14 protein-coding genes are annotated in these 19,437 nt (G+C 69.5%); 5 read left to right on the top strand and 9 right to left on the bottom strand.

All coding sequences use genetic code 11. From position 1 onward, the window contains the following. Positions 1-278: 278 nt before the first annotated feature. From ACFYXF_RS03420 to ACFYXF_RS03380, 9 genes are all read right to left on the bottom strand, one after another. Positions 279-1,061, bottom strand: a complete 783-nt coding sequence (locus ACFYXF_RS03420; RefSeq protein WP_389347664.1) for an intradiol ring-cleavage dioxygenase — start codon at positions 1,059-1,061, stop codon at positions 279-281. A 117-nt stretch (positions 1,062-1,178) separates the two neighbouring features. Beyond that, positions 1,179-1,589, bottom strand: coding sequence for a nuclear transport factor 2 family protein (locus ACFYXF_RS03415; RefSeq protein ID WP_389347662.1), 411 nt, complete (start codon positions 1,587-1,589; stop codon positions 1,179-1,181). 2 nt (positions 1,590-1,591) lie between these two features. Further along, on the bottom strand, positions 1,592-2,398 hold the full coding sequence (locus ACFYXF_RS03410; RefSeq protein WP_389347660.1) for an MBL fold metallo-hydrolase: 807 nt from the start codon (positions 2,396-2,398) through the stop codon (positions 1,592-1,594). 30 nt (positions 2,399-2,428) lie between these two features. Then, positions 2,429-3,055: a DsbA family protein gene (locus tag ACFYXF_RS03405; protein ID WP_389347659.1), complete on the bottom strand. Its 627-nt coding sequence runs from the start codon at positions 3,053-3,055 to the stop codon at positions 2,429-2,431. A gap of 154 nt (positions 3,056-3,209) precedes the next feature. Then, a complete protein-coding gene (locus tag ACFYXF_RS03400) occupies positions 3,210-3,704 on the bottom strand; it encodes a MarR family winged helix-turn-helix transcriptional regulator (RefSeq protein WP_389347657.1) in 495 nt (164 codons plus the stop codon). A 105-nt stretch (positions 3,705-3,809) separates the two neighbouring features. Beyond that, positions 3,810-4,028 carry a hypothetical protein gene (locus tag ACFYXF_RS03395; protein WP_389347656.1) on the bottom strand — a complete coding sequence of 73 codons (219 nt, stop codon included), beginning with the start codon at positions 4,026-4,028 and terminating at the stop codon, positions 3,810-3,812. A gap of 208 nt (positions 4,029-4,236) precedes the next feature. Further along, positions 4,237-5,886: a carboxylesterase/lipase family protein gene (locus tag ACFYXF_RS03390; protein ID WP_389347654.1), complete on the bottom strand. Its 1,650-nt coding sequence runs from the start codon at positions 5,884-5,886 to the stop codon at positions 4,237-4,239. A gap of 945 nt (positions 5,887-6,831) precedes the next feature. Continuing rightward, positions 6,832-7,971 carry an ABC transporter substrate-binding protein gene (locus ACFYXF_RS03385; RefSeq protein ID WP_389347652.1) on the bottom strand — a complete coding sequence of 380 codons (1,140 nt, stop codon included), beginning with the start codon at positions 7,969-7,971 and terminating at the stop codon, positions 6,832-6,834. A 173-nt stretch (positions 7,972-8,144) separates the two neighbouring features. Beyond that, on the bottom strand, positions 8,145-9,188 hold the full coding sequence (locus ACFYXF_RS03380) for a LacI family DNA-binding transcriptional regulator (RefSeq protein WP_389347649.1): 1,044 nt from the start codon (positions 9,186-9,188) through the stop codon (positions 8,145-8,147). 322 nt (positions 9,189-9,510) lie between these two features. On the opposite strand from ACFYXF_RS03380, the gene ACFYXF_RS03375 reads away from it, so the two are divergent. From ACFYXF_RS03375 to ACFYXF_RS03355, 5 genes are all read left to right on the top strand, one after another. Beyond that, complete coding sequence (locus tag ACFYXF_RS03375) at positions 9,511-10,461, top strand: carbohydrate ABC transporter permease (protein WP_389347647.1); 951 nt, start codon at positions 9,511-9,513, stop codon at positions 10,459-10,461. Next, positions 10,458-11,279 (top strand): carbohydrate ABC transporter permease, encoded by an 822-nt coding sequence (locus tag ACFYXF_RS03370; RefSeq protein WP_389347645.1) that lies wholly within the window; start codon positions 10,458-10,460, stop codon positions 11,277-11,279. The genes ACFYXF_RS03375 and ACFYXF_RS03370 overlap by 4 nt, the downstream gene beginning before the upstream one ends. Positions 11,280-11,308: 29 nt before the next feature. Next, positions 11,309-12,580 carry an ABC transporter substrate-binding protein gene (locus ACFYXF_RS03365; RefSeq protein ID WP_389347643.1) on the top strand — a complete coding sequence of 424 codons (1,272 nt, stop codon included), beginning with the start codon at positions 11,309-11,311 and terminating at the stop codon, positions 12,578-12,580. Positions 12,581-12,715: 135 nt separating this feature from the next. Next, entirely contained in the window at positions 12,716-15,847 is a 3,132-nt protein-coding gene (locus ACFYXF_RS03360) for a family 78 glycoside hydrolase catalytic domain (protein ID WP_389347641.1), read from the top strand. Next, positions 15,844-19,020, top strand: coding sequence for a family 78 glycoside hydrolase catalytic domain (locus tag ACFYXF_RS03355; protein ID WP_389347639.1), 3,177 nt, complete (start codon positions 15,844-15,846; stop codon positions 19,018-19,020). The genes ACFYXF_RS03360 and ACFYXF_RS03355 overlap by 4 nt, the downstream gene beginning before the upstream one ends. The last annotated feature ends 417 nt before the right edge of the window (positions 19,021-19,437 follow it).

The raw sequence follows: 19,437 nt of genomic DNA, 5'->3' as shown, positions 1-19,437 counted from the left end.
GCCCCTGGCGGACAGCTCCTGACCGACCGTCAGCAAGAACTGAGGGTGCCGCAGGGACGCGTGGTGAGACGCGTGCCGGTTCAGGAGACACTCGGCGCGCGGTCTGTCGCGGTGGCCGGAAGGGGGCGTGGCGGCCGAGTGAACGGCGGCCGGTACAGCGTGCCGAGCCGAGGACGCGGCGGACCTCGACGATGTCGTGCCTGCGGCCCACGAAGATGGCACCGGCCCCTCCCGCACGGTCTGGGAGGGGCCGGTGCCCGTGTCCGGGACGGGTTACGTCAGTTCGTCTCCACCCCGACCGTCAGGGACCCGGCGTATCCGGCCGACGGTGAGCTGCCCAGGGCCGTCAGGGTGAGCAGGCCGGAGCGAGCGCCCCCGCCGTCGTAGATGGAGTCCTGGGTGAGCGTCGTACGGGTGACCGTGTTGCTGCGGTACGGCGCGATCGCCGCGACCGCTCGGGTGACGGACTCGGCGAAGTAGAGCTGCCCGGTGAAGAGCTCCCGGCCGCCGGTGAAGGAGCCGTCGGGGGTGAGCCGGACGTTGACATGGACCTTGAGGTGGATGTGGATGCACCGCCCGCGGTACCAGCCCGGGTAGACCGTGGTGATCCGCGCGACGCCGTTGGAGTCCGTCAGCACGCCGCCACGGAGGAAGGTGCCGTTGTCCGGCTCGTTGTGGCCGTTCTCGCCCACGAATCCGGAGTACTCGCCCAGCACGTCCGCGTGCCAGATCTCCACCAGGGCGTTGCTCAGCGGGACGCAGGTGTCGTCGTCGACGACGGTGAGGGAGAGCTGGAACGGGATGCCTGTCTTGTTCTCGCGGATGTTGGAGCGGACGAACTGTCCGTCCAGGTAGTAGGGGCCTTCGGTCATCTCCCTCGTGAGGGTGCAGACGGCCGCGGCGGCCACGGGAGCGGTGTCCCCGGTGTCCGTGTCGGCTGTGGGGGCTTCAGTGGTGACGGCGGCACCCACGGCCAGGGCTGCGGCTGTGGCGCCGGAGGCGATCAGGACGCTGCGGCGCCCGATCGTATTCGCCTGTAAGGGCTCTGAAGTGTCTGTCATGTACTCAACAATAGAGCGGAACTTGTGAATCCGCTATGAGTTCCGAGAAGTGACATGTTGTCAAGTTCCTTATGGGGCAAGGGAGTTGAGAGGGAGAGCTCAAGATCCCGGACGAGGTCAGCCCTGCATGGCGTCGCGTACGAGCGCGGTGTCGACGAACTGCTCGAAGCGGACGATGAGCCCGCCGCGTACGACGAAGTGGTGCGCCACGCGGACGTCGATCGGCTTGCCGGTGGCCTTGTTGGCCGCGGTGTAGCGGGCGAGGACGACGACGTTCTCGCCGTCGACGACGTAGGTGTCGTCATGGGCGGTCCAGCCGTCCCAGTCCTGGCCGAGCTTCTCCATGACGTTGGCGGTGACGCCGTCGGGGGTGCGGTAGGTGCCGGCGAGGGGGAAGCCGGCCATCTCCGTCCACTCCACGTCGGGGGCGAGGGTGGCCCGAAGGGCCTCCAGGTCACCTGCCGCGGAGGCCAGGTACTGGCGGCGTACGACGTCGCCGGGGGCGGTGGAGGTCGCGGACTCGGACATGGTCAGCCCCACGTCATCTCGCCCTTGGCGACCTTCGCACCGATCTGGGCGGCGATCAGCATGCCGTTCTCCGGATAGCGCTTGACGAGGGCGTCGGTCAGCGCGGCGCCGTCGGCCGCCTTGCCGAGCTCCTCCTCGAAGGCGAGGAGATAGTCGCGGGTGGCGGTGATGGCGGTCGCGTCGGCCGGGGCAGTGGGCAGGCGGTGGCCGGGGACGACCAACTCCGGCTGCAGGGCGGCCATTTCGTCGAGCAGGTCGATCCAGGCGGCGCGGTCGCCGGGGGTGGGGGTGTCGGCGACCCAGACGTGCTCCTGCTGGAAGAGCAGGACGCCGCCGAGGAGGGCGCGGCTCTCCGCCTGCCACAGGTAGTGACGGTCGGGCAGTGCGGCCGGGCCGCCCTTGAGCTCGAAGCGGTGACCCTCCAGAGTGAGGTCGCCGGTGAGCGGGGTGAGGTCGACCAGACGAGTGGGCAGGTTGGGGCCGAGCGAGGCCCAGGCCTTGAGCTTGCCCTCGTACGAGTGCTGGATGTGCTCGATGACGAGCGGGGTGGCGACGAAGGCCGCGTCGGGGAAGGCGTCGGCGAGGACTTCGGCGCCGAAGTAGAAGTCGGGGTCGGCGTGGCTGACGAAGACGGTGGTGAGCGTCTTGCCCGAGTCGAGGATCTCGGCGGCGAGACGGTGTCCGTCGGCGCGGGTGAAGGCGGCGTCGACCAGGAGGGCCTCGTTCTCGCCGGTGACCAGCGTGGCGGTCTTGTTCTTGACGCCGGCGGGGAAGTCGAGGTCGAGGATCTTGAAGGTGAGCGTGCTCATGAGTGTTCCTTAGGTGGGGACGGCGGGGGATCAGGACGTGCGGGCGACGCCGAGGGAAGCGAGGCGGTGGTCCACCTCGTCGGTGGTGGCGTGGCCACGGGCAAGGGGGACGGCGCGTGAGCCGTCGACGGCGAGCAGGGTGGGGAAGCCGGTCACGCCCAGCTCGGCGGCGCGGCGGAAGTCGGCCTCGGCCGCGCCCTGTGTCTCGGGCGAGCCGAAGGCGCCGAGGACGGCGTCGGTGTCCAGCCCCGCCGTTTCGGCGACGTGCCGATAGGTGGCGGGGTCGGACAGGCTGCGGCCGTCGACGTAGAAGGCGTGCTGCAACGCGACTGCCGTCTCGACCGCGCGGTCCGGGGCGGCCCGGCGCAGGGCGGCGACGCCGCGAGCGGCGGCCTCGGAGTCCATCACGAACGAACCGTCCGCGATCAGCCGCTCGTAGCCGTCGCCGAACTCGGCGCCCGTCAGCTCACTGATCTGGGCGTTCGCGCCCTGGACGTAGCCGAACTCGCGGATCGGTACCCGGCGTCCACCGACGAAGAGGCCGCCCGAGACCACCTCTACGGGTAGTCCGGGGTGCCGGGAGACGACCTCGCGGAGGGTGCCGGAGAACCCGTGCGACCAGCCGCAGTAGGCATCGAAAACGTAGACCAGCTTCATCGAGGACCTCGACAAGGGGATGACGCCCACCCACTGCGGGCGATTCACCTGATCAAACAGTAACTGACTAATCAGATATTTCCACGGTTCTGTGAACCGCGCCACACGAGGTGCGGATGATGTCAGTAGACCAGTGCCGACGTCTCGGCGCAGGTCAGGGGAGGCGTGGCAGGACGTCCCGGGCCGAGTAGCTGAGGATGCGCAGGTCCTGCGCGAACCGTTCGAGGTCTTCGGCGGGGAGGGGGGCGACGAAGTACCGCTTGATGTTCTCCAGGTGCACCTGAGAGGCGCGTACGGTCGTCTCCTCGCCCTGTGGGGTGAGCCGCACGAGCTTCGCGCGCCGGTCGTCGGGTGACTCGGTCCGCGCCACCAGGCCTACCGCCTCCATCCGGTCCACCAGACGGGTGGCGCCGCCCGTGGTCAGGACCTGTTCCTGGGCGATGGCTCGCATCGAAAGGCCCGGCAGGCCCGCCCGCCCGAGGATCAGCAGGACCTCGTACATCAGATGGCTGATCCCGCACTCCACTTCGAGGGCTCGCCCGAGGATGTACTCCAGCCGGTTGGCCGCCCCCTGCAGACGCCCGAACGCCAGGATCAGCTCGTGATCCGCGGCCTCCTTCGCCGTCCCGATACCCGCCTGCTCGCTCACGGCCTCGCCGCCCCTTTCGCCGTCCCGGGTATCACCGTACCGATCATGCCCGCGGCAAGAGAGGTGACGGCGGACGCTTCGCCCGCTCGTCACGAGGGATGGGGATCAGAACACATGCTCGTCCATGACGGCCGCCCCGGCTCCGGGGCGGCCACCGGAGAGTGAGGACCGCCCTGGGACCGTCTGGGCCGAGCCCTTGCCTCGACCGTATGCATGGCGGGACAGCCGGTCCGGCCTCGTACGCGCGTCCGGCCGCAGCCGGTTGCCGACATCGACCGCCAGGACCAGCCGCCCCTCCGCCCCTACGACGCGCCATGCCCGCACGGGTGTTCAGGCGCCGGAGACAACTCGACCGGCGTCTTCGCCGGACCGGCCGCCCGCAACAAGGCGTCGCCCGGCTCGAACAGCCCTTCGGCCTGGTGAAGTGCCCCTGCGGCGGAGCGCGTCATCAGGCGAAGGCCGCTGTCATGTCCGGCACTCGGCCGAAGACATCAGCAGGTTCGAGGCCACGTTCGGCCTCAGGCGGCAGACGTCAAGCCACGACTCGGCCGCGGTTCTCCCAGAACAGTCTTTCGGTCCTGTCCGGGTCGTTGACGATCCGGCACCTGGCGTCGAGCCACATCGTGGCACGGTCGGTCAGGGTGTAGGCGGGCCATCTCGGCACGCCCGCCGCCGTGGGGCGGCCCGTGTGGGCGAAGCCCGCCCACAGTTCGCTCATGTGACGTGCGGTCGCCAGCCGTTCCGGCGACTGATCCACGTTGAGGATGGAGCCGAGGTCCTTGTCGGTGTTGGCGAACTTGAGGTTGATGTCCGACGCGTGCGGTGAGCCGATGGGGAAATCGGTGCCGGGCACCAGGGTCGGACTCGGGTAGGCGAGCTGGTACATGAACACGGGTGCGGCGTGCTGCGCCCGTTTGGCCTCCGCGATCTTGATCGAATCGCGCCAGATGGGCGAGGTGGTGATCGCGAAGTAGAGCTGTGCCGGTGTCGCTCCGGGCCGCGAGGCCTGGAAGGTCCGGATGATCCGGTCGAGTTCGGCGCCCTGATACGTACTGCTCAGCCTGGCGCGCAGCCCTGCCTCGTCGATGCCGAAGATGTCGCGCGGCCCGAAAAGGCTGAAGAACACCGTCTCGTCACGGCAGGTGCCGCACATCAGCGGCTTGTCCGCCGAGAAGGGCGCGGCGCCGTCGGCGAAGGGGTGCCGCGGGATGACGGTGCCGTCGACGAACGCGCCGAAGCCGGGGAGTGTGCCGGGGTCGCCCCACGGCGGGGCACCGTTCGCGGCTTCGGACTGCTGGATCTCGAGCAGTCTCGCGGCCGGAATGTCATGGAGCCGGGGAATGTCCGTCGTGGTCAGTCCCAGTAACTCCAGCGTGCGTCGGGCCCGGGCGGTGGCACCGTCGCGGGTGGGGAAGCGCAGCGGCGCGGCGCTCTCGATCGAGGCCTTGTGGAACAGTGGCGCGGCGGCCGGCATGGTGTGGACGGCCGCGGTCTTGGCGCCGCCGCCGCTCTCGCCCCAGACCATGATGTTGTCGGGGTCGCCGCCGAAGTTCTCGATGTTCTCCCTGGTCCAGCGCAGCGCGGCGAGAATGTCCAGCATCCCCTGGTTGGCCGCGTAGTCACGGCCGGCGAGTTCGCCCAGGAACAGATAGCCCAGCAGGCCCAGGCGGTGGTTGGACTCGACCACCACCACGTCGTACAGCTGCGCCAGGTGGGTGCCGTCCTGCCCGGTGGCGGAGCCGGAACCGATCATGTAGCCGCCGCCGTGGTTGTAGAACATCACCGGCCGCCGCCGATGGTCGGCGGCGGGGGTCCAGATGTTGAGGTAGAGGCAGTCCTCGGAGGGAGCCGGCATCCGGCCGTTGCCGCCAGGACCCATCTCGCCACCCGCCACCTGGAACGCCGGGTTGGGAAAGCTCACCGCGTCGCGTACGCCGGACCACCTTGTGGGCGGCTTCGGGGCCTTGAACCGGAGTTCGCCGAGCGGCGGCTTGGCGTAGGGTACGCCGAGAAACTTGGCGATGCCGTCCTCACGTTTCCCGCGCACCTTGCCGTGACGGGTCGCCGCCACGACCGTGCTGCCCGTGGGCCGTGCGAGCGCCGGGAAAGGCATGCTCATCGCGGCAACCACGGACAGCGAACTGCCGATCATCGCTCTGCGGTTCATTTCCGAGCCCACCATCAGACCTCCTCCTTCGGAGAGCGCAGCCGACTGCGCTCCGGACGTTTCCCTGAAATGTCGTGAAACGTTTCAATTCATGGCCTGGATCGACGCTGACTTCACCTGTCACTCGACTTGCTGATCCGCGGTACTTCCCGCGACGGCGGAGGCGGCCGTTCTCCAAACTCTGAGACGCAATGGGCAACGAAACCCAAGAGAACGACTGCCGCGTATGAGTCTCCCCGTCTCCGGGTCCGCAGGCGAGGCGTTCGCAGCATTGTCCCGCTTTGGGATCGGGTTCCATGAGTGCCCGCACACCCACGGGGACGCGCTCGTCGACCTCACGGACGCGGTACCGGGCGGAGCCGGCACGGTTGCGCCGCGCGTCGGCCTGCCGCTGCCGAGGACCGCCGACGGGTGCGCGGTGCTGGCCGAGGGCGTGTGGAGTCGGCCCCGCCCGATGTCCTGGCCGGCCGACCCGGCGAGGAGCGGTCCGTGCCGGGTCGGCCGTACTCCTTCGCCGCGCCCTGGAAACGTGTGGCGCCTCGCTGCCGAGGACCGCCGACGGGTGCGCCGTGTCGGCCGAGGGCGTGTGGAGTCGGCCCCGTCCGATGTTCTGGCCGGCTGGGACGGCTGTTCTGTCGCGTTCGCGGACAGAATGCCGCGGCGGCGAGGAGCGGTCCGTGCCGGGTCGGCCGTACTCCTTCGCCGCGCCCTGGAAACCGGCGGCGCCTCGCTGCCGAAGACCGCAAACGGGCGGCGCCTCCCGAGCCGTGCCGCTGGACACCGTGCGGCCTGGGCCCGCCGACGACGGGCGTTCCTCCGTCGCTTCGGCCTGGAGCGCGCCTTCCGGCTGATGGGAGGGACACCCGGCCGGTCCCGCCCGAAGCCCCGCCACGCCGGCACCGTGGGCGTGACGGGCCCGTCGGATCCGCCGCCCACGCCCGGCTCCGCCTCGCACTCCCGCTACGCCCCCGGGCGCAGTCCGAGCACGCCGGGCGTCGGGTCGCCCTTGACCTCGCCGAAGTAGAGGGCGAAGGTCTGCTTCCAGCGCTCGACCGCGGCGCGGTCCTCCATGAAGCGGGGGAAGCCGTCCAGGTTCCCGTTCGGGTACTCCCAGATCCTCTTCAGGCCGGCGGGCGGAGTGATGTCCGTGCGGACGGACCAGCCGTTGAAGGAACCGTTCTGCATCTCCGTCGACAGCTGCCAGTTGAGGAAGAGCTTGGCGGCGGTGGTGTTCTTCGCCTGCTTGAGGATCGCGGTCCGCTGCCCCCAGGACATGAACGGGACCCCGTCGTCGATCACGAACCGCACGGGGGACGTCGACGGGACCGCCGAGCCCGCGGTGCCGACACCGATCGGCAGCTCTCCGCCGAAGACGGCGTCGCCCGGGGAGTTGCTGCCTCGCGCGAACCGCACGTCCTGGGCGGCGAACCGGGCCACCCAGTCCCAGCCGTACTTCCGGGCGTACAGCGTGTAGAGGTAGAGAACCGCGTCGTCGTCGTGCGGGTAGGACGAGGCGATCCTGCCCTTCCAGGTGGGGTCGACCAGGTCGCGCGGGGTGAGCCGGACGCCGGAACCGACCGTCGTCGTGCTGTACATGAAACTGAAGGCGAGCGCTCCTGTGGCCACCCACGCACCCTGCGGATCCTTGAACGCGTCGTAGACCTTCGAGAATCCGGCGGGCTTGTAGGGGAGCAGCCGGCCCTCGTTCTTCCAGCGGGGGAAGTCCTGGAGGGTCTGGAGCTGTACGACGTCGGGGACGAGGGTGTCGGTGGCGAACTGGTTGTCGACGCGGACGTCGTGGTACTTGCTGTAGTCGACGATCAGGGTCAGGTCGATGTCCGGGAAGCGGGCCTTGAAGGCCGCCTTGGTGCCGTCCTGCTGGGTGGGGGTGTCACCGCCGGCGTAGACGACGAGCTTGCCGCCTTCCGCGAGCGCGGCCCGGTAGAGCTCGTCGAGCGTCCGCGTCTCCTCCCGCCCGCCCGTACCGCGGGAACCCGCGGGGGAGGCCGCGGCCGGACTCGCGGCGGCGCCGAACGCGCCGACGCCGAGGGCGGCGCCTGCGCCGGTGGCCAGGACATGTCGTCTGCTGAAGCTGGACACGTTGGGGAGACCTCTCTGATCAGGGGGTTGAGCCCGGCGCATGGCTCGGCCATGACCTTCGGGCACCCTCCATCCTGGCTCCCGCCCGCACGGATGGGCAACGTTTTCCAAGGGTGGAATCACACGTTCAACCGAACGATTGAACGTCCACCGCACCGTTCGGCGTCGACGCCTTACTCCGTCGGCCGCGCCGTGGACCGTCGCGGCACAAGGGCGGGGGAGAGGGTGACCTGGGCCGAGTTCCGGCCGCGGTCGGCGATCCGGTCCAGCAGGAGACGTACGGCGTTCCTGCCCATCTCGCGGCCCGACTGGTCGACGCTGGTCAGCGAGATGGGAGCGAACGCGGCGAACGTGGTGTTGTCGTATCCGGCCACCGAGAGGTCGCCGGGCACGGACAACCCGGCTTCGGCGACCGCGTCGAGCACACCCATGGCGACGATGTCCGCTCCGGCGAAGACAGCCGTGGGCCGGGTGGTGGCGGGACGGGCCAGCAGTTCCTTCGCGCCCAGGTAGCCGCCTTCCTGGGTGTAGGTGGTGGAGACCACGTTGATGCACTTCTCCAGCCCGTGCGCCCGCATGGCCAGGCGATAACCGTCGGCACGCCGGGCGTTGGGCATCTCCGCCAGCCGCGTCGGATCGGTCTCGCGATGCTCGATATGGGCGATCCGGCGATGTCCGAGGCCGGCGAGGTGGCCCACGACCAGGGCCGCGCCCTCGGCGTCGTCGTCGACCACGGTGTCGTACAGCGGGGACTTGCCGTGCCGGCCGACAACGACGGTCGGGACCGAGGCGGCGATGTGCTCCAGATGCGCGGGCGGCGACACGGGCGCGACCAGGATGATGCCGTCCATGCCGCGGTCGATCATCGCCTCGGTGACGCGGGCCTCCTCCTTCTCCCCGTTGCAGCCCGGTCCCAGGAGCACCTGATACTCGGTGTCCGCCAGTGAGACGGTGACGCCGTCGAGGATCTCGGGGAAGAAGGGGTTGCGGATGTCGGGCAGCATGACGCCGATGGTGTAGGTCTGCCCGCGCAGGCCCCTGGCGCCCGCGTGCGGCCGGTAGCCCAGCTCGTCGATCGCCCGGCGCACCTTCGCACGCATCTCCGGGCTGGCTCCATAAGCGTTGCGCAGCACTTTCGACGCGGCGGTGGTCGACACCCCGGCGTGCTTCGCGACATCGACGATGGTGACGCGACGAGGCCGTGCCGACGGCTCCATCCTGCTCCCTCCCCATCGGGAAACGTTGTCGTCGAGTGTACGGACGGACAGCGCGGTCCAGCAGGCGGTGAAGCAGTCGCAGTTCCGAACCGTCGTAACAATCGGGCAGCGTGTGCGGCATCTTGACGTCACACAGGCCGCTCTCTAAGGTCTGGCACACCCTTTGGGAAACGTTGCCCACGGGTGACTCCGAGTCGACCGGGCCCGGCGTCGGACCGCACCTCCCCCATGCGCGGAAAGCCGTCGGACGCTCCCGTGCCGTGTCGGCCTGATCCCTTGCTCGACGATCTGTTTGAATCGTTTCAAGACAGGAGGTCCGTCGGTGACCCTCGCCCCGCACGAGCAACTCCCGGACCACGACCGGCCCCCGGATCCACAACCGGCGGCAGCCCGGGTCCGGCGGGCGCGAACCACGCCGCCCTGGTGGTTCGCGCTCCCCGCGCTGCTGCTGTTCGCGTTCGTCGTCCTGGTGCCGAGTGTGCGCGGTGTCCACTACGCCTTCACCGACTGGGACGGCCTGGATCCCGACTTCTCCTTCGTCGGCCTGGACAACTTCTCGGAGATGTTCCACGACGCGGACGCGAAGCAGGCGATCTGGCACACCCTGCTGATCGCCGTGTCCATCACGGTCGTCCAGAACGCCCTCGGCCTGCTGCTGGCGCTCGGTGTGGACACGGCCATCAAGTCCCGGAACGTGCTGAGGGTGTTCCTGTTCGCCCCGGCCGTGATCACGCCGATCGTGACCGCGTACCTCTGGCGCAATCTGCTCGGTCCGGACGGCGCGGTCAACAGCCTGTTCGGGGCGGTGGGGCTGGGGGACTGGCAGCAGGACTGGCTGGGGAGTCCACGGCTCGCGTTGTGGGCGGTGGTCGGGGTGATCGTCTGGCAGTTCGCGGGCTACTCGATGGTGATCTTCCTGGCCGGGCTGCAGTCGGTGCCGAGGGAGGTCCACGAGGCGGCGGCCATCGACGGGGCGGGCCCGGTCCGTCGCTTCTGGTCGGTCACCCGGCCGCTGCTCGCTCCGGCCCTCACCATCAACCTGATGCTGTCGATCATCGGCGGTATCAAACTCTTCGACCAGGTCTACGCGTTGACCGGCGGTGGCCCCGGCCACGCCACCGACACCATCTCGACCCTCATCTACAAGGACGCCTTCACGCTGGGGGAGTTCGGCTACAGCATCGCGCTCGCGGTCGTCCTCACGATCATCGTGGCGGTCGTCTCGACCGGACAGTACGCCGTGCTGTCCCGCAACGAGAGGGCCGCGTCGTGAGCCGCTACCGCCCGCGCACCCTCGCGCTGGAACTGACGATGATCGCCGTCGCCCTGGTCGTCGGCTTCCCGGTGTACGTCCTGGTCAACCTGGCCCTGCGGCCGGCCTCGGACACCTCGTCGCCGCTCAGCCCGACCACCTCTCCCACCTTCGACAACTTCACGCAGGCCTGGCAACAGGGCTCGCTGGGCGGGGCGTTGGGCAACAGCGTGCTGGTGACCGTCTGCAGTGTCGTCGTCGTGCTGGCCGTGTCGTCGCTCGCGGCGTACCCGCTGGCCCGCGTCACGGCTCGCTGGTCGCGGGGCACGTATCTGACGTTCCTCCTCGGTCTGGTCCTCCCCTTCCAGCTCGCCTCGCTGCCGCTGTACCAGACCATGCGCGATCTGGGGCTGCTCGGCACACCCTGGGCACTGGTCCTCTTCTACTCCGGTCTCCAAGTCCCGTTCACCGTCTTCCTCTACGTCGGCTTCCTGCGCGCCCTGCCCCGCGACTTCGAGGACGCGGCACTGATCGACGGCTGCACCCCGCTGCAGGGCTTCCGGTACGTGGTCCTGCCCATGCTCAAACCCGTGACCGTGACCGCCCTCGTGCTCAACGCGGTCGCTGTGTGGAACGACTTCTTCACCCCGCTGCTGTACCTCAGCGGCAGCGCCCAGCAGACCATGCCGGTCGCGATCGCGGGCTTCGTCGGCCAGTACGTCACCGACTGGAACCTCATCTTCGCCGCACTGGTGATCAGCATCCTGCCCGTCCTGCTCGTCTACTTCCTGCTGCAGCGCAGCATCATCAACGGCTTCGCGGGAGGGCTGCGCGGATGAACACGCGGCGCTTCCCCGAGGGGGACATCATGAAGACACGCAAACTCCCGGTCCTGATCGCGACGTTGACGTCCGTGGCCGTGCTGGCCGCGTGCAGCGGCGGCACCAAGGCGGGCTCCGAAGGCGGTTCGGGCGGGTCGAAGACGCTGACGCTCGCCTCGGTCGACCAGGGCTCGGTCGAGGATGTCGTCAAGGCGTTCGAGAAGGCCAACCCAGGTGTCAAGGTCCGCTACACCACCAGCGGCGCCGACCAGTACCAGCAGCAGATCCGCACCCAGCTGTCCTCGGGCACGGCACCGGACGTGATGTCGGTCTGGCCCGGCAACGGCAACCCGGGCGCCACCCACGTCCTGGCCAAGCCCGGCTATCTGCGTGACCTCTCGGACCAGCCCTGGGCCGCCAGGATGCCCGACGCGATCAAGAGCGTCGCCCAGTACGAGGGGAAGACCTACAACGCGATCTTCGGCCAGAACGGCATCGGCGCCGTCTACAACGAGCAGGCCATGACGAAGGCCGGACTCACTCCGCCGGACACATGGACCGACCTGCTGGCCTTCTGCAAGGCCGCGAAGGCCAAGGGCACCCCCGCCTTCGCCCTGGGCAACCAGGACAACTGGGTCACCCAGCTCGTTCTGTACGCGCTCGTCGCCACGACCGTCTACGGACCGGACCGCGACTTCGACCAGAAGATGCAGGCCGGCCAGGCCACCTTCGCGAAGTCGCCGTGGACCACCGCCCTGGACAAGTACCTGACGATGGAGCGGACCGGCTGCTTCCAGAAGAACCCCCTGGGCACCAACTACGAGGCCAGCCAGCAACTCGCGGCCACCGGCAAGACCTTGGGCATCGTGCAGGGCAACTGGGTGATCGCCCTGCTCGAGGCGAAGAACCCGAAGGCCACCTTCACCCTCAAGGCACTGCCCGCCGGCGACACTCCGTCCGAGACGCTCATTCCAGCGGCAGCGGGCGCCGGCTACGGCGTCAACGCCAAGGCCAAGAACGAGGAACTCGCCCTGAAGTTCGTGAACTTCGTGATGTCTCCCGAGGGCATGAACCTCTTCGTCGAGAAGCAGGGCGGCTTGCCCTCCCTTCCCGGCACGGGCTTCAAGGCGACCCCCTCGCTCGCCGAACTCGCCACGTTCATCGGCTCGGACCGCACCGTGCCGTTCATGGACCAGCTCTGGCCCAACGCGAAGGTCCAGCAGACCATGCTCAGCGGCCTCCAGGAGATCTTCAGCGGTCAGTCCACGCCCGGGAAACTCCTCGACGAGATGGACGCCGACTACAAGGCCGGCAGCTGAGCGAAGCCGTCCGGCACATGGGCGAGCGTGCACATTCTCCAACTCTTCGCGAACCAACTCTTCTCGAACCAACGGAGGTTCGGCATGTCCGGCACAGCGGGCGGAGCGTTCAGTCGTAGACAGGTCGTCGGCACCATGACCGTCTCTGTGGCAGGGCTGGCGCTGCCCACCGTCCCCGGCCCCCTCACACCGGAGGCCCACGCCGACGGGAACGGCGGCAGACACGGGGCGAAGGTCACCGCTCTCGCGGTCGACGGCCGCGAGGACAACCCGATCGGCGTCGACGACACCGCCCCACGACTGAGCTGGCGGGTGGAGGGAACCGCCGGGGGATGGGCCCAGGCCGCCTACCGGATCCGCGCGGCGCGCACCGAGCCGGATCTCGACAGGGGCCGGCTTCTGTGGGACAGCGGCAAGGTCCGCTCCTCGGCCCAGACCGACATCGCCTGGCAAGGTCCTGCCCCGGCCTCGCGCGACCGGGTCGTCTGGCAGGTGCGGGCGTGGAGCACCGAGGGCGACGTGACACCGTGGAGCCGGCCCGCCTCATGGGAGACGGGGCTTCTCAAGCGCTCCGACTGGGGCGAGGCCCGGTGGATCGAGTACCCGGGCCGCACCGTCGACCGGCCACTGCCCGTCTTCGCCCGCGCTTTCCGCGTGGACAGGCGCCGAGGGAAGATCGTCAGGGCGAGGCTGTACCTGTCCGGCGTCGGACTGCATGTCGCCCGGCTCAACGACAGACCCGTCACCGACGAGGTACTCGCGCCGGGCAACTCGAACTACCAGCTCTCCACCGAGTACCGGGTGTTCGACGTCACCGGCCTCGTCCGCCACGGCGACAACACCCTGGGCGTCGAACTGGGCCACGGCACGGCGCTGGTGACGCGGTCCGTCGCGAACCCCACGACCGGCCGCACGGCCCCGTACAGCTGGTGGCAGAGCCAGTTCAAAGGCAGCGGTGGCCTGGTCGCGCCCGCTGCCCCGGGCGCCACCACCATCAAGGTGAACAGCGTGGCCAACTACCACGTCGGTGGCACCGTCAACATCGACACGGGTGACGGTGGCGAGCGCCTGGAGTCACGCACGATCACCGCGATCGGTACCGCGGGCGCCGACGGCACCGGCATCACCTTCGAGCCCGGGCTCGCCTCGGGACACGAGAACGGCGCCGTCGTCACCGGCTCCGGCAACCCGCTCGCGAGCACCGATCCCAGTGCGGGCGCCGCCGTCACACCACGGCTGATCGCCCGCCTGGAACTCACGAAGGACGACGGCACGGTGGAGACCGTCGTCAGCGACCGTTCGTGGAGGGCGGCTCTCGGCCCGACCACCACGGCCAACTGGTACTCCGGCTCCGACCACGACGCCCGGCGCGAGCAGCCCGCCTGGACCGCCCCCGGCGCGGACCTCGGCGCGTCGGCGAAACGGCGCGACGGCACGGCCATGGGCTGGACCGACGCCGGGATCGCCCCGCCGCCCAATCTGACCACCGAGCTGGTGTGGCGCGTGGCCGAGCCGCTCAAGGTCGTCGACAGACTGCGTCCGGTCGGCGTCAGGCAGCCGCAGCCCGGTGTGTGGGTCTTCGACTTCGGGCAGAACATCGCCGGCTGGCCACTGCTCACGCTCGACGGCCCGCTCCCGGCCGGCACCACCGTCAAGCTGTACCCCGCCGAGTCACTGAACGCCGACGGCACCGTCAACCAGGCGTCGATCATGGGCGGCGGCGCTGCACGCGGCACCGACGTGTTCGCCGCCTACACGACGCACGGCGGCGAGCGGGGCGAGCGCTGGCACCCGCGGTTCCACTACTTCGGCATGCAGTGGCTGCAGGTGACCGGCCTGCCCGAGGGCTACGTCCCGACCCGGGACACGGTGACCGGCCTGCAGATCCACGCGGACGTTCCGGCGGCCGGCTCCGTGCGGACCTCCGACGACCGGATCAACCGTATTCACCGCATGGCCCGGTACTCGATCATGAGCAACACCATGTCCACCTTCACGGACTGTCCCGGCCGTGAAAAGCTCGCCTACCCCGCCGACTACGTGCAGCCCTTCGGCTCCATCCACCGCACCTTCGGATACGCGGCCTACCTGCGCACCATGCAGCGCCATCTGGCGGAGGGCCAGTCCAGGGCCGGGGCCGACATCGGCAACGTGGCGCTCAAGGCCCCGGTGTACGACTGGGGTTACACCGGCCGGTTCGGCGACGAGATCAACTGGGGCAACGGCATCGTCCTGGTCCCCTGGCTGCTGTACGAGACGTACGGCGACACCCGGACGATGGCTCGTCACTACCCGCGGATGCAGGCCTTCCTGAACTACATCAGGACCAGGAAGGCCGGTACCGGCGCGGACGCCCGCATCGTGGACGCGGCCCTGGCCGACTGGATCGCCAGTGAGAACACCTCGGGCCGCATCACCGGAACCTGGGGCTACCACCAGATCGCCGACCGCATGGCGAGGATGGCGGCCCTGCTCGGGCGGGACGCCGACGCGGCCGAGTACCGCAGCCTCGCGGCCGACATCAAGGACGCGTTCAACGACGCCTTCTACAACCGGGCCCTCGGCCGCTACACCGCCGAGGGCGACCGGGGCGGTGCCGGGGCGACGCAGGCCGCGCAGGCGCTCGCGCTGGACGAGGGCCTGGTACCGGAGGGCGAACGAGGAAAGGTTCTCGACGCGCTGGTCGAACTGGTCCACGCCCACCGGCCGTTCGGTGGCGGGCCGCATTTCAGCGGCGGCACCATAGGTCTCGCCCCGATCGTCAGGGCCCTGCACGACGGAGGTCGCGACGACGTCCTGTGGGACGTCCTCCAGGAGGACACCCGCCCGGGCTACGGCTACTTCATGGCGCCCACCATCGCCAACCCCAACGGCCTGACGACCGTTCCCGAACAGTGGGACATGGGCAACTCCAAGAACCACATGATCCTCCTGCAGATCGAGGAGTGGTTCCACAGCGGCCTGGTCGGCATCCGCCAGAAACGCGGCAGAGCCGGCTACCGCGAGCTGGTGATCGACCCTCGCCCGGTCGGAGACCTCACCCGTGCCGAGGGCAGCTACCGCACGCCGTACGGCGTGGTGTCCGTGCGGTGGGTCCGCAGGAACGGCAGGTTCCGCCTCGACGTGACGCTCCCCCCGAACACCACGGCGGAGGTCCGGATGCCCACGGGCGACCGCGCCACGTACGCCGTCGGCTCGGGCCGGCACATGTTCACCACCCGCGATCCGCTGACCGATTCCCGGAAAACCGAGAGGGCCGAGGCGTGAGCCATGAAGCGCACAGCGCGGACGACGCCGACCGCGATGTCCGCGAGGGGACCGCACCCCGCGGACACGGAACGGTGGTCGGCCGTCGAACCGTGCTCGCGGCGACGGCCGGTGTCGTGTCGGCAGGAACCGGATTCGTAGGAGGCGGAGTGAGCGAGGGAGCGGAAGAGTCCCGTCGTACGGAGGACGGCGCGGTGTGGGGGCTGACGGTGGAACACCGCACCGATCCCCTGGGCATGGACGCCACCCGGCCGCGTTTCGGATGGCGTATGCGGTCGGCGACTCGTGGACGTGGCCAGGGGGCGTACCGGATCCTCGTCGCGAGTTCCCCGGAGAAGCTGACCGTCGGCCGGGCGGATGTCTGGAACAGCGGTCGTGTGCCGTCCTCCGAATCCGTGGCCGTCCGCTACGCGGGCAAGGCGTTGCGCGCCTCGACCCGCTATCACTGGACCGTCACGGTGTGGGACGGCGAAGGCCGTCCGGTCGGCGCCGCGTCCCCCTCCTTCTTCGAGACCGGCCTCATGAGCACCGACGGCGTCGGCGGATGGGAGGGCGCGCAGTGGATCGGGATGAAGGGCAAGACCCCCGACTCGGCAGGTGCGCCGATGCTGCGGAAGCAGGTAGCTCTGAAGAAGCGGGTCCGTGAGGCGCGGTTGTACGTCTCGGCCCTCGGCGTGTACGAGGCCTACGTCGACGGACGTCAGGTGACCGTGCCCCAGGACGGCGGCACCACGATCGAGCTGCTGCCCCCGGGGTCGACGAACTACGACGCGCGCGTCAACTACATGACGTACGACGTCACCGGCCTCGTGACGCGGGAGCGGGACGTCACCCTCGCGGTCGTCCTGGGCAACGGCTGGTACAACGGCCGTATCTCCGAGGGCAGTACGTACTACTCGCAGGACGGCAACGCCCTGGCCGTCAAGGCGAAGCTGCTGATCCGGTACGCCGACGGTACGGCGCAGACAGTCGTCACCGGCCCGGACGGCGGCTGGAAGGCCACGGACACCGGACCCTACCGAGCCGACGACATCTACGACGGCCAGACCTACGACGCCCGCAAGGAACTGCCGGGCTGGACGGCGCACGGATTCGACGACTCCACCTGGTCGGACGTGGAACGAGTCGCCTTCGACGACAGGTTCCCGGAGGCGCGGCTCCTCGCCTACCCGGGCGAGACCGCGCGCTTCATGCCCCGCTGGGACCGCCGACCGCAGTCGATCACCGTCGCCACCGGGGTGACCGGGCAGGACGGCAGCCCCAACGGCAGGGGCAGGATCGTCGTGGACCCCGCCCGGACGGTGACCGATCCCGCGAAGGCGGCCACCGCCCCGGTCACGATCGGCAGCGGTGAGACCGTCGTCTTCGACCTCGGCCAGAACATGGTCGGAGTGGCCTGCTACAACCTGCGCGGCTCGGTCGGAGCCACGGTCGAGTTCAGGTTCGGCGAGATGCTCAACGACGACAGCGCCGGCGCGGACGGCCCCGAGAGCTCCCTCTACCGGGCCAACCTCCGCAGCGCCAAGGCCACCAGCACCTACATTCTCAAGGGCGACCGGCACGGCGAGACCCACCAGGACTCCCTGACCTTCTACGGCTTCCGCTACGTGTCCGTCACTGCCTCGGACACCGTCACGATCACCGGTCTTACCGGCAAGGTCGCCACGTCCGCGATCCGGGAGACCGGCACCGTCACCACCGACGATCCCGACATCAACCAGCTGGTGAGCAACGTCCGTTGGGGGCAGCGGGGCAACTACCTCTGGGTGCCCACCGACTGCCCGCAGCGCGACGAACGCCTCGGCTGGACCGGTGACACCCAGGTCTTCGCCACGACCGGGCTCTACAACGTGGACGCCGCTGCCTTCCTCACCCACTTCCAGGACACCGTCGTCGACTCGCAGACCATCTACGGCGTGGACAGGGCGCAGTTCACCGGGGTCGCCCCCACAGGACGGTTCAACTTCCCGGGCGGCGGCAGCGGTTGGGCCGACGCCGGTGTCATCGTGCCGTGGACCATATGGCAGATGACCGGCGACGCGAACGTCGTCGAGGACAACTGGCCCGCGATGACCCGCTACCTGGACTGGATCCAGCAGCAGACCGGCGACACCTACGCCGGGCAGGGCTCCCTCACCGGCGACTGGCTGGGACCGCAGAAGACCAGCGCCCAGCTGATGAGCGACGTCTACTACGGCTACAGCACCCGGCTGATGGCACAGATGGCCCGCGCGACCGGCAGGACCGCCGAAGGGGAGGCGTACGACCGGCTCTTCGGGCGCATCAGGCAGGCGTTCATCACCAAGTACCTGAGCACGGACGGCGGCACGGTCACCATCAGGTCCAGCCTCGGCGACGCCTCCCCGATCGAGCCGGGCTCCGACCCCAGCCAGAAGACGGAGGACAACAGCCAGACAGCGCTGCTCTGGGTCCTCAAACTCGGCTTCTACGAGACGCAGGCCCAGCGCCGCACGCTCGTCGGCCATCTCGCCGACAACATCGGCAACGACGACGCCTACAAGGCCGCGCACCCGAACAGCATCCGGGTCCGGTACGCCGAGAACACGCTGTCCGTCGGCTTCCTCGGCGTCAACGTCCTCGCCCCCGTCCTCACCGACGAGGGACGCGCGGACCTGGCGTACAAGCTGCTGCACCAGGACGCGCTGCCGTCCTGGCTGTTCTCGGTGAAGAACGGTGCCACCACGGTCTGGGAGCGCTGGAACTCGTACTCGGAGGACAACGGCTTCGGCCCGGTCGGCATGAACTCCTTCAACCACTACGCCTACGGCGCGATCATGGAATGGATGTACGCCTACATGGCCGGCATCGCGCGCGACCCGGAGAGCCCCGGCTTCAAGCACTTCCTGCTGCGACCCCACCTCGATCCCACGGGCGGGATCACCCGTGTCTCGGCGGCCTACGAGTCGCCGTACGGGGAGATAAGGAGCGAGTGGGCGCTCCAGGACGCGGGCCGGACCCTGGTGTATGAGGCGGTCGTGCCGGCGAACAGCGCGGCGACGCTGCACCTTCCGGCCGCTTCCGCCGACGCCGTCCGCGAAGGACGAAGGCCGCTGTCAGAAGTGGACGGGGTGCGTTTCGCCGGCCACGCGGACGGGGTGTCCTCGTACCGGATCCCGTCCGGCCGGTACCGCTTGACCGTCCGGCTCCGCTGACCGCCGGGACTGGCTGGCGGTCACCGGTGCCGCCGGTGCGGCTCCGCCGACGAGGATCTGGTGCGCTCCCTGGGCGCCGATCACGTGGTCCCCCGCGGAGCGCGGGTGGGCGCGCGCTGCGCAATGGGCAGCGGTGGACAGGGTGTTCTCCGCGGATCGTTCGATCGGTGCGTTGGCCGAAGGGGGCGTCAGCTCGTCGAGAGCGTGGGGAGATCGTCCCGAGTGACTCCGAGCGACTCACCCTCGTCGCGGCTGTCGCCCGCACGGCACCGCGGCGCTCGCGGCCAACGGCGGGCTCGCCCCGGAGGCGGCCCTGAACGGCGTACACGGCGTGGTCCACCATCTGGCCCCGCTGACTGCGCGGTCGTTGGCGGCGCTCCGGTGGGTGCGTCGCTGTGACTCGTGTTCAAGACCGTG

The sequence above is a fragment of the Streptomyces sp. NPDC002680 genome (assembly GCF_042889145.1).
GTDB lineage: Bacteria > Actinomycetota > Actinomycetes > Streptomycetales > Streptomycetaceae > Streptomyces > Streptomyces adonidis.
Note: the sequence above shows the minus strand (reverse complement) of the source record. Positions and strands in the feature narration are given on the sequence as shown.

Coding starts and splice junctions, on each gene's coding strand:
- ACFYXF_RS03420 (WP_389347664.1), bottom strand. CDS start 1,061: ATGACAGACACTTCAGAGCCCTTACAGGCGAATACGATCGGGCGCCGC.
- ACFYXF_RS03415 (WP_389347662.1), bottom strand. CDS start 1,589: ATGTCCGAGTCCGCGACCTCCACCGCCCCCGGCGACGTCGTACGCCGC.
- ACFYXF_RS03410 (WP_389347660.1), bottom strand. CDS start 2,398: ATGAGCACGCTCACCTTCAAGATCCTCGACCTCGACTTCCCCGCCGGC.
- ACFYXF_RS03405 (WP_389347659.1), bottom strand. CDS start 3,055: ATGAAGCTGGTCTACGTTTTCGATGCCTACTGCGGCTGGTCGCACGGG.
- ACFYXF_RS03390 (WP_389347654.1), bottom strand. CDS start 5,886: ATGGTGGGCTCGGAAATGAACCGCAGAGCGATGATCGGCAGTTCGCTG.
- ACFYXF_RS03380 (WP_389347649.1), bottom strand. CDS start 9,188: ATGGAGCCGTCGGCACGGCCTCGTCGCGTCACCATCGTCGATGTCGCG.
- ACFYXF_RS03365 (WP_389347643.1), top strand. CDS start 11,309: ATGAAGACACGCAAACTCCCGGTCCTGATCGCGACGTTGACGTCCGTG.
- ACFYXF_RS03360 (WP_389347641.1), top strand. CDS start 12,716: ATGACCGTCTCTGTGGCAGGGCTGGCGCTGCCCACCGTCCCCGGCCCC.